Genomic DNA, 9283 nt, shown 5'->3' with positions numbered 1-9283 from the left:
CCAGTCCCCCGGCCACCTCCTCGGCGACCCGCCGGGTGTTGCCGAACACCGACTCCGCCACGACGAGCACGCGCATCCTCGCTCCTCCGGTCCCTCGCGTCGTCCACCGAGCCTGCTCGCGGATCCGCTCCGGCGGCAGGGCAGCAGATCCCGACCGCGCGGGACGTCCGCGGGCGCCGCCCCGGCCGAAGGTCCCGACGGGCGCGCTCATCCGCGGACGGCCGCGTCCAGCAGCACCCGCCGTTCCGCGGAGGCGATGGCGGCGCGGGCGGCGTCGACGGCGTCCGGGTTGACCGAGATCGACGTGATCCCCGCGCGTACGAGGTGCTCGGCGAACTCGGGGTTCTTCGACGGCGCCTGCCCGCACAGCGACGACGTGATCCCGTGGCGCCGGGCCGCCGCGATGATCTGCTCGATGGCGGCGAGCACCGCCGGGTCGGCCTCGTCGTAGAGCTCGGCGCACTCGGCCGAGTCGCGGTCGACGCCGAGCACGAGCTGGGTGAGGTCGTTGCTGCCGATCGACACCCCGTCGATGCCGAGCTGCACGTAGGCGGGCAGCCAGTGCGCGACGGAGGGCACCTCGGCCATCACCCAGCGGTGCATCCCGCGGTGCGCGCCGAGCGGGCTCGCGTCGACCAGCTCGAGGCACGCCTCGAGCTCCCAGCGGGTCCGGACGAACGGGATCATCAGGTGCAGGTTGGGGGTCCGCTCGCGGACCTCGGCGAGGGCGCGCAGCTCGAGCGCGAACACCTCCGGCTCCCGCAGGTACCGGTACGCGCCCCGGTAGCCGATCATCGGGTTGTGCTCGACGGGCTCGTGGGCGGCGCCGCCCTCGAGCCCGCGGAACTCGTTGCTGCGCAGGTCCGTGGTCCGGTAGATCACGGGCCGCGGCGCGAACGGCTCGGTGATGCGCAGCAGCGCCTCCGACAGCGCCGCGACGAACTGCTCCTGCTCCCCGCGCGCGATCACCTCCCGCGGGTGCCGCCCGCCGAGGGCCTCGGTGAGCATGAACTCCGCGCGCAGCAGCCCGACCCCGTCGACGGGCCGCGCGGCGACGGCCGCGGCCTGCTCGGGCATCGCGAGGTTGACGTAGAGCCGCGTGCCGATCGGTTCCGGCGGGCTCGGGGCGGGTGCCGCCACCGGCTCGGCCCGGGCGGGTGACGGGGCCGTCGCCCCGGCCCGCACCTCGCCCGCGCTCCCGTCGACCGTGACGAGCTCCCCGTTCGCGAGCCGGGTGGTGGCGTCGTGCGTGCCGACGACGCACGGCACCCCCAGCTCGCGGGCGACGATCGCGGCGTGGCAGGTGGTGCCGCCGCCGTCGGTGACGAGCGCCGACGCGCGCCGGATCGTCGGGAGCCAGTCCGGGTTGGTCATGGGGGCGACGAGGACCTCGCCGGCCTGCAACGCGGCGCCCTCGGCCGGGGTGGTGAGCACCCGCACCCGGCCGGAGGCCACGCCCGGGGAGGCGGCCAGGCCGCGCACGAGCGGTTCCTCCCCGGAACCGGACGCCGGGGCGGGGGCCGCGGTCAGGGTCGTGATCGGCCGGGCCTGCACCAGCCAGATGCGCCGCCCGGTCATCGCCCATTCGACGTCCTGCGGGACGCCGAAGTGCTCCTGCACCCGCAGGGCGAGGCGGGCGATGTCGCACGCCTCGTCGTCGGACAGCACGCGGGCGTCGGCCCGCTGCGGGTCGAGCGGCTCGGTGCGGTCGGCGCCGTCCTCGCCGCGCACGATCTGGTGGGTCTGGTGCCCGACCCGGGCGGCGAGCAGGCGCGTGCCGCCCGCGCCGACGCGGTAGGTGTCGGGCTCGACCGCGCCGCTGACGACTACCTCGCCCTGGCCGAACGCGGCCTCGACGACCACGACGTCCCGACGGCCGGTGGCCGGGTCCGCGGTGAACGCCACGCCCGACCGCTCCGCCCGGACCATCAGCTGCACGACGACGGCGATGGCCGGTTCGGCGAGGTAGCCCCGGGCGGCCCGGTAGGCGACGACCCGGGGCCCGTAGACCGAGGCCCAGCACGCGGTGATCCGCTCGACGAGCGCGTCCATCCCGCGCACGTTCGTGAAGGTGGCGTTCATGCCGGCGAAGGAGGCGTCCGCGCCGTCCTCGCCGACCGCCGACGACCGCACCGCGACCGTGGCCCCGCCCTCCCCGTCGGGTAGGGCCGCGTAGGCGGACCTGACCTGGTCGACCAGGTCGTCCGGCAGGCCCGCCGCGCGCACCGTCGCGGCCGCCTGCCGGCACAGCGCGTCCAGCTCGGCGGGGTCGTCCACCGCGGCCACCGCCCGGGAGTGCAGCCGGGCGAGCTCGCCCCGCACGCCCGCCCGCTCGATCGCGCGCAGGAACGACGCGGCGGGCAGCACGAAACCCGGCGGCACGGGCAGCCCGGCGGCGACCAGTTCGCCGAGGTTGGCGGCCTTCCCGCCGACCTCGGGCGCGTCCGCCGCCGTCAGCTGCTGCAGCGTCCTGACCGCGGGCGCGGCCGCGATGGTCGTCATGACGCCGGCTGCGGCCGGACGACGGCGACCGGGCAGTGGGCGCGGTGCAGCACCGCGTGGCTCACCGACCCCAGGAGCAGCCCCGCGACCCCTCCCCGCCCGCGGGACCCGACCACGACCAGCTGCGCCTTGCGCGACCGCTCCACCAGCGCCCGGGACGCGTGCTCACGCGTCACCACCCGCTGCACGGGCACGTCCGGGTACTTCTCCCCCCACCCGGCGAGCCGCTCGGCGAGCAGCTGCCGCTCGTCCTCCTCGATGGCGTCCCAGTCCAGGATCGGCGCCAGCGCCGGATCCACGAACAGGTCCCACCAGGTGTGCACCGCCACGAGCGCCGCCTGCCGCAGGGAGGCCGCCTCGAAGGCGAACGCCAGTGCCGCCTCGCTCGTCGGGGAGCCGTCGACCCCGACCACCACCGGCGCGGTGGGCTCCGGCTCGTCGCCGCGCACCACCACCGTCGGGCACTCGGCCCGCGCCCCGAGCGCGACGGCGACCGAGCCGAGCAGCAGCCCGGTCACGCCGCCCAGGCCGCGGTCGCCGATCACCACCATCAGCGCGCGGCGCGCCTCCTCGATCAGCACCGGGATCGGGTAGCCGGCCACGAGCTGCGACTGGACCTCGAGGCCCGGCTGCTCCCGCTCGGCCACCTCCACGGCGCTGGTCAGCCGGTCGCGCGCCGCGTCCAGCATGATCTCCCGGTAGCGGGTCCCGAGGCCCGGCTGTCCCAGCGCGTGGTCGTGGGTCCACTCGAACGCGGTGACCGCCCGCAGCGGCACCCGCCTGCGCCTCGCCTCGCGTGCGGCCCACCGCACGGCGCCCAGGGCCGACTCCGACCCGTCCACGCCGACGACGATGGGCGACCCCGGCCGTGTTGTGCTCATCGTGATCCTTCCTCCGGTTCCTGTCCCGAGGGTCGACCGCCCGCCCGCGCCGACGGCAGTGGCTCCGGTCCCGCCGTGTGGGGCCGCAGGGTCCGCGTTGCGGAGGGCCGTCCGTCCTTGCCCGTCACTCGGCGGCCTGCGCCGGCCCCGCCCACCGCGTGGGCCCCTCGGGAAGCCGGGCCGCCCCGTGCAGCGCGCCCTGGCGCAGCCGCTCCGCGAGCCGTTCCAGCAGCCGGTCGACGGCCTCCGGGGCGGTCGACCCGGTGTCCCGCACGAGCAGCGGGGTGGCGTCGAGGTCGACGTTCGCGCTCGCGGTGACCGGCCGGCCGGGTCGTCGCCCGGAACGCGGGGTGGAGCACCGGGCTGGGGGTGCTCGTCGGCGCCGCGGTCGCCCGCAACACCGCGAGCGGGCCGGCCACCCCTCGCCGTACCTGGCGTTCGAGGTCGGGTGGCGCGGCGTCGGCTACGGGGGCGTCGACGCGCTCGCCCTCTCCGTGTTCCCAGCGCTCGTCGCGGTCCTGATCCTCGGGGTCGGCCGGCGGGGCCTCGCGCGCAAGCTCGCGTTCGCCGGGTGACGCTCGCGTGCTCGCTGGTGGTCGTGACCACCTACCACCTCGGCCACGTCGAGTTCCGCGGTGAACGGCTGCTGGAATCCCGGATCGGCGCCGTGCTGTTCGACGTCCCGAGGGTGCTCACCGGGAACCCGGTCGGCGCCGTGCTCGCCCACGCCGCGGCGCACGTGACCGCCGTCCTGCACCAGTGCCACGGGGGGCGGCCACGGCTTCCTGCCGCCCGAGCTCACCCCCGCCCACCCCGACAACGCCGGCGGGGCGGCCGGAGCGGTCCTCGCGACCGGGTGGCTGCTGCTCGTGGCGCTCGTCGTCGTGCTCCTGCGGGGGCGGGGCGCCGAGCGCCGCTGGCGGCGCCGGCCGAGCCGGTCACAGCCCCAGCGAGCGGCCGACGACCTCCTTCATGATCTCGGTGGTGCCGCCGTAGATGCGGGTGACCCGCGCGTCGAGCCAGGCGCGGGCGATCGGGAACTCGGCCATGTAGCCGTAGCCGCCGTGCAGCTGCAGGCATCGGTCCACCACCCGCCCCTGCAGCTCGGTGCACCACCACTTCGCCTTCGCGGCCTCGGCGGCGGTGAGCTCGTCCGCGTCGAGCGCCCGCACGCAGTCGTCGAGGTAGTGCTCGGCGAGGTCGATCTCGGTGTCGATCTCGGCGAGCACGAACCGCGTGTTCTGGAACGACCCGATCGGCTGCCCGAACGCCGTGCGCGCCTTGGCGTACTCCAGGGTCTGCTCGAACGCGGCCCTGGCCGCGGCGGTCGCGGAGATCGCGAGTGAGAGCCGCTCCCGGGGCAGGTTCGCCATCAGCTGGGCGAACCCGTCCCCCTCCGCGGGCCCGAGCAGGTTCGCCACGGGCACCCGCACGTCGGTGAACGTGAGCTCCGCGGTGTCCTGGGCGTGCAGGCCCACCTTGTCCAGGTTGCGGCCCCGCTCGAAGCCGGCCATCCCCCGCTCGAGCACCAGCAGGCTCACGCCCTTGTGCCGCTGCCCGGGGTCGGTCTTCACCGCGGTGATCACCAGGTCGGCGTTGATGCCGTTGGAGATGAACGTCTTCGCGCCGTTGACGACGTAGTGGTCGCCCTCGCGGCGCGCCGTGGTCGCGATCGACGCGAGGTCCGACCCCGTCCCGGGCTCGGTCATCGCGATCGCGGTGATCAGCTCGCCGGACGCGACGCCGGGCAGCCAGCGCCGCGCCTGCTCCTCGTCGCAGTAGGACAGGAAGTAGGGCAGGCAGACGTCGTTGTGCAGGGAGATCCCGAGGCCGGGCCCGGCCGCCCCGGCGCGCGCGACCTCCTCCCCGATCACGGCGTTGAACCGGAAGTCGCGCACCCCTCCCCCGCCGAGCTCCTCCGGGATCTCCATCCCCAGGAAGCCCGCCCGGCCGGCCGCGGTGAACAGCTCACGGGGCGTGATCCCGGCCGCGTCCCATTCGGCGAGGTGGGGCACGACCTCGACGTCGAGGAACTTCCGGAAGGACGCGCGGAAGGCGTCGTGGTCGTCCTCGTAGAGCGTTCGGCGCACGGCGGGTCCGCTCCTCTCGCGTCGGTGCGGTCGGGAGACGCCTCCCGGGTTTCCCGGGACGGTAGCCGGAGACGGGGTTGCTTCCACCCCCCTCGAGTGAAACACTCGTGGCAGTTCACTGAAACGACTGTTGCAGTGAGGAGGGAGGTCGGGCATGACGCAGGCAACCGCGGCCACGAGCGCAGGCGGGTTCGGGTCTCCGTGCGAGTGGGTGTTCGTCGACGGCGAGGTCGTCCCGGACGACGAGGCCGCCGTCAGCGTGCACGCGCACGCGCTCTCCTACGGCACGGGCACCTTCGAGGGCATCCGGGCCTGGTGGAACGCCGACCGCGAGCAGCTCTACCTGATGGAGGGGCACGCGCACTACGAGCGGCTCGCCCGGTCGGCGCGGATCCTCGGCCTCCCCCTGGCGATGTCGCCGGACGCGCTCGTGCGCGCCACGGTCGACCTCCTGCGCCGCAACGAGGTCCGGGCCAACGCCTACGTCCGGCCGCTCCTGGTGCAGGCGGGTGCCGCGCTGCCGGTGCGGATGCACGACGTCGAGACCCGGCTGTCCATCGCGATCACCCCGACGCCGGGCGACTACATCAACCCGGACGGCGTGCGCTGCATGGTGAGCTCGTGGCGGCGGGCACCGGACGTCAGCGCGCCCAACCGGGCCAAGGTCACCGGCAGCTACACCGGCCCTGCGCTCGCCAAGACGGAGGCGACCGCGCACGGGTTCGACGAGGCGATCATGCTGACCGTCGACGGGTTCGTCGCCGAGGCCACGACGTCGAACATCTTCGTGCGGCTCGGCGAGGAGTGGGTCACCCCGCCGGGCACCGAGGACATCCTCGAGGGCATCACGCGGGCCGAGGTGATGACCCTGCTCGCCGAGGAGCTCGGGCGGCCGGTGACCCAGCGCCGCGTGCACCGCTCGGAGCTCTACACGAGCGACGAGATCCTCCTGACCGGCACCGCCGCGGTCGTGGTCCCGGTCGTCGAGGTGGACGGGCGGCCGGTCGGCGACGGCAAGCCCGGGGAGACCACGCAGACCCTCAACCAGACGATCCGCGCCATCGGCCGCGGCGACGACCCGCGGCACCCGGAATGGACCACACCCGTCTACGACGAGGAGCCGTCATGAGCGACACCTTCGGCGAGCCGGCCACGCTGCCGGTCAAGCAGATCTGGAAGGACGTGACCGCCCGCATCGTCCAGAGCGAACTGATCACGATGGCGATCGTCGAGCTGCCGCCCAACAGCGTCGTGCCGGCCCACCAGCACGTCAACGAGCAGCTGGGCTTCGTGATCAGCGGTTCGCTGCGGTTCACCGTGGGCGGCGAGACCCGCGAGCGCGGCCCCGGCGACACCTGGCGGATCCTCGCCGACGTACCGCACGAGGTGACGGTCGGGCCCGAGGGCGCCGTGGTCGCCGAGGTGTACTCGCCGGTCCGCGCCGATTGGGCCGCGCTGCCCGATCAGCCGGCGCGGCCGTCGGCGTGGCCGCCCACCGGTTCGTGAGGCGGCGGTCGGGCCTCGGCGTAGCCGGTCCTGCGTAAACTGCCGCTGACACGTTCGTTTCAGCGACGGGATCCTCCGCATGCCGCAGGCCACCCACCCGCCGTCCGCCCGGCAGGTCGAGCTGCTCGACCGGGCCTACCGCTACGTCCTGGAACACGGGATCAGCGAGCTGTCGCTCCGCCCGCTGGCGGCGGCGATCGGATCGAGCCCCCGCGTGCTGCTCTACCTGTTCGAGAGCAAGGACGGCCTGATCCGCGCCCTGCTCGCCCGGGCCCGTGAGGACGAGCTGGCGCTGCTCGAGCGCGTCGACCACGCCGACAACCACAACCTCGGGACCCTGACGGAGGTCGCGAGGTCCCTCTGGGGGTGGCTCGTCGCGCCGGAACACCGCGCTCTGCTGCGCCTGTGGGTCGAGTCGTACTCCCGGTCGCTGATCGACCCGGACGGACCGTGGGGCGGCTTCGCGCGGTCCACCGTGGACGACTGGCTGGCCGTGCTCGGCGCCGCGCAGGCCCCGCAGGAGCGCCGGAGCGAGGACGGGGAGGCCGAACGCACCCTCGTCCTCGCGGTGCTCCGCGGCGCCCTGCTGGACCTGCTGGCCACCGGCGACGTCGGACGCACCACGGCGGCGGTGAACCGCTTCTTCGCCCGCGCCGAGAAGCCCTGATCGTCGCGCGACCCGTCGTCCGCGGAGAAGCGCATCGCGAACACCTTGCACACGGCGATGCGCGGCGGCACTCGAAAGCCCGTCGCCGGCGGCCGGGCCCTTTACCGCGTCGTCGATCCGCCGGGCTCATTCGTCGATGAGCCGGATGCCGGACGCGTAGTTCTGCAGGACCTGCACCCGCTTGCCCCGGCGGGTCTCGTAGAGCGCGGCGCCGAGACGGGGGTGGTCACGAACCAGTGCCGCGTGCACCTCTTTCTCGTGGGCGGCCCATCGCGAGCCCTTTCTCTTGCCGACGTAGAAGATGCTCAGCTGCCTCTCCGTCTCCGGGCCTCGTGCACGACCGGGCCGCGCGGGCACGCGGCCCGTTCCCCGCCACTCGCCGCGCCGCACCCGGAAACTGACGCCCGAGCCAACGACGTGCTGCGCACGGTGGTGGCGAAGGCCCTGCTCGCGGGGCGGGCGAGCATCGGGTGGTGACCGCGGGTGTCCCACCCGCAGGCCGGCCGACCAGCTCGGCGGGGTCAGTCGCCCCCGCAACCCTCGCCGTCACCGTCGCGGTCGAGGTGGCGTGCGTAGCCCGGGTCACCGCGCCGGATCGGGGCCTTGCCGGCGGCTTTCACGGCGTCGCAGTTCGGGTAGTAGACGGACCCGCCGCCGTCGCCCTTGCCGCTGTTCGTGCTGTCGTCCTCGTCGTCGTCCTCGTCGCGGGCGGGCGCGGGCGCTTGGGTGCGGCGACGCGTATCCGGATCCGGGTCGGGGTCCGGGTCGGGGGCGGGTGCAGGCCGCGCGCTGGTCGTCCTGGCGGTGGTGGTCGGGGCCGGGGCGGTCGTGGTCGGCGACGCCCACGGCGGGGTCGTCGGCCGGGCCGGGGCCGTCGTGCTGAGGAGCGGGCTGAACGAGCTCGCAGGGGGTTCGTCGCCGCCACCGCTGCAGGAGTTCACGATGGCGGCGAACACGAGGAGGATGGCCAGGAGGCAGCCGCAGCCTGCTGCGGTCTCCTTGGGGGTGGCCTTGGGGCTGCTCTTGCTGCGCGCGCGAGCCATGGGGAGCGGGTCTCCTTCTCGGGTCGGTCGGATCGGGAGCTCGTGCGGGTGATCACGAGCTCAGCGGAGTACCGCTCGAACTCGCCGCGGCGTTCGTGAACGCGGTCGGGCCCGAACCGATCGAGCAGTCGCCGGAGGTGCGCTGCCGTGCGGGCAGCGGTCGTCGGCTCGCCGGGCGTGGCGGCGCGCGGCCGGTTCAGCCTTTCGGCGAGCGGGTCAGCGCAGGCGCGAGTGCCGCCGGCCGCCGGCGCGGCGACGAACCGGACTGCCGGCACCAACGGCGACCTGCTCCAGCCCGGGAACGCCGCGGTGCACGAGGATCAGGGCTGCGAGCGCACACCGCGCTCGCCCGTGTTCGGTTGACGCGATCCCCGCGGGTCGTCCGCGACGCCCTCCCCGGTGGCTGCGGCCGACCTCGTCGACCTTCGCGGCGGCGCGCAGCGGCCGTGAGCCGGCCGTCGGGCCCTCAGCCCTGCTCCGCCCCGGCGAGCCGCTCCGCGAGCTCCCGCAGGGCCGCCGCCCGGATCTTCGCGCCGTTGGTGCCGACGGTCGTCGGCATCTCCGGGATCACGTGCACGGTGTCGGGCACCTTGA

12 protein-coding genes are annotated in these 9283 nt (G+C 74.9%); 5 read left to right on the top strand and 7 right to left on the bottom strand.

Annotated elements, in window-relative coordinates:
• The 4 genes from VKZ81_RS10950 to VKZ81_RS10935 form a co-directional block, all read right to left on the bottom strand.
• Positions 1–211 (bottom strand): hypothetical protein (locus VKZ81_RS10950; RefSeq protein ID WP_324241373.1); only part of this gene is annotated, 211 nt, incomplete at its 3' end.
• Positions 208–2502: a phosphoenolpyruvate synthase gene (gene ppsA, locus VKZ81_RS10945; RefSeq protein ID WP_324241372.1), complete on the bottom strand. Its 2295-nt coding sequence runs from the start codon at positions 2500–2502 to the stop codon at positions 208–210. The genes ppsA and VKZ81_RS10950, both read right to left, overlap by 4 nt.
• Positions 2499–3383, bottom strand: a complete 885-nt coding sequence (locus VKZ81_RS10940) for a universal stress protein (RefSeq protein ID WP_324241371.1) — start codon at positions 3381–3383, stop codon at positions 2499–2501. Before VKZ81_RS10940 ends, ppsA begins: the two co-directional genes overlap by 4 nt.
• Before the next feature lie 124 nt (positions 3384–3507).
• Positions 3508–3657, bottom strand: a complete 150-nt coding sequence (locus VKZ81_RS10935; protein ID WP_324241370.1) for a hypothetical protein — start codon at positions 3655–3657, stop codon at positions 3508–3510.
• Here VKZ81_RS10935 and VKZ81_RS10930 point away from each other — a divergent pair.
• Complete coding sequence (locus VKZ81_RS10930; RefSeq protein WP_324241369.1) at positions 3647–3958, top strand: hypothetical protein; 312 nt, start codon at positions 3647–3649, stop codon at positions 3956–3958. The genes VKZ81_RS10935 and VKZ81_RS10930 overlap by 11 nt on opposite strands.
• Positions 3959–4321: 363 nt before the next feature.
• Here the strand turns inward: VKZ81_RS10930 and VKZ81_RS10925 are convergent, their stop codons facing one another.
• Positions 4322–5473 (bottom strand): acyl-CoA dehydrogenase family protein, encoded by a 1152-nt coding sequence (locus VKZ81_RS10925; protein WP_324241368.1) that lies wholly within the window; start codon positions 5471–5473, stop codon positions 4322–4324.
• 154 nt (positions 5474–5627) lie between these two features.
• On the opposite strand from VKZ81_RS10925, the gene VKZ81_RS10920 reads away from it, so the two are divergent.
• The 3 genes from VKZ81_RS10920 to VKZ81_RS10910 all read left to right on the top strand — a co-directional run bounded on the left by VKZ81_RS10920 (position 5628) and on the right by VKZ81_RS10910 (position 7646).
• The gene (locus VKZ81_RS10920; RefSeq protein WP_324241367.1) at positions 5628–6602 is read left to right on the top strand and encodes a branched-chain amino acid transaminase; all 975 of its coding nucleotides are present in this window, start codon (positions 5628–5630) and stop codon (positions 6600–6602) included.
• Entirely contained in the window at positions 6599–6979 is a 381-nt protein-coding gene (locus tag VKZ81_RS10915) for a cupin domain-containing protein (protein WP_324241366.1), read from the top strand. Before VKZ81_RS10920 ends, VKZ81_RS10915 begins: the two co-directional genes overlap by 4 nt.
• A 79-nt stretch (positions 6980–7058) precedes the next feature.
• Entirely contained in the window at positions 7059–7646 is a 588-nt protein-coding gene (locus VKZ81_RS10910) for a TetR/AcrR family transcriptional regulator (RefSeq protein WP_324241365.1), read from the top strand.
• 126 nt (positions 7647–7772) lie between these two features.
• Here VKZ81_RS10910 and VKZ81_RS10905 read toward each other — a convergent pair whose 3' ends face one another.
• The gene (locus VKZ81_RS10905; RefSeq protein WP_324241364.1) at positions 7773–7895 is read right to left on the bottom strand and encodes a hypothetical protein; all 123 of its coding nucleotides are present in this window, start codon (positions 7893–7895) and stop codon (positions 7773–7775) included.
• A gap of 272 nt (positions 7896–8167) precedes the next feature.
• The gene (locus tag VKZ81_RS10900) at positions 8168–8689 is read right to left on the bottom strand and encodes an excalibur calcium-binding domain-containing protein (RefSeq protein ID WP_324241363.1); all 522 of its coding nucleotides are present in this window, start codon (positions 8687–8689) and stop codon (positions 8168–8170) included.
• Between the two features lie 147 nt (positions 8690–8836).
• Between VKZ81_RS10900 and VKZ81_RS10895 the strand changes: the two genes are divergently transcribed.
• Entirely contained in the window at positions 8837–9052 is a 216-nt protein-coding gene (locus tag VKZ81_RS10895; protein ID WP_324241362.1) for a hypothetical protein, read from the top strand.
• Positions 9053–9283 lie beyond the last annotated feature (231 nt).

This window comes from Pseudonocardia sp. (assembly GCF_035305885.1).
Classification (GTDB): Bacteria; Actinomycetota; Actinomycetes; order Mycobacteriales; family Pseudonocardiaceae; genus Pseudonocardia.
Note: the sequence above shows the minus strand (reverse complement) of the source record. Positions and strands in the feature narration are given on the sequence as shown.

Bases quoted from the DNA above. Each gene is read 5' to 3' on its own strand.
- VKZ81_RS10920 (WP_324241367.1), top strand. From the start codon at position 5,628: ATGACGCAGGCAACCGCGGCCACGAGCGCAGGCGGGTTCGGGTCTCCG.
- VKZ81_RS10900 (WP_324241363.1), bottom strand. From the start codon at position 8,689: ATGGCTCGCGCGCGCAGCAAGAGCAGCCCCAAGGCCACCCCCAAGGAG.
- VKZ81_RS10940 (WP_324241371.1), bottom strand. From the start codon at position 3,383: ATGAGCACAACACGGCCGGGGTCGCCCATCGTCGTCGGCGTGGACGGG.
- VKZ81_RS10910 (WP_324241365.1), top strand. From the start codon at position 7,059: ATGCCGCAGGCCACCCACCCGCCGTCCGCCCGGCAGGTCGAGCTGCTC.
- ppsA (WP_324241372.1), bottom strand. From the start codon at position 2,502: ATGACGACCATCGCGGCCGCGCCCGCGGTCAGGACGCTGCAGCAGCTG.
- VKZ81_RS10915 (WP_324241366.1), top strand. From the start codon at position 6,599: ATGAGCGACACCTTCGGCGAGCCGGCCACGCTGCCGGTCAAGCAGATC.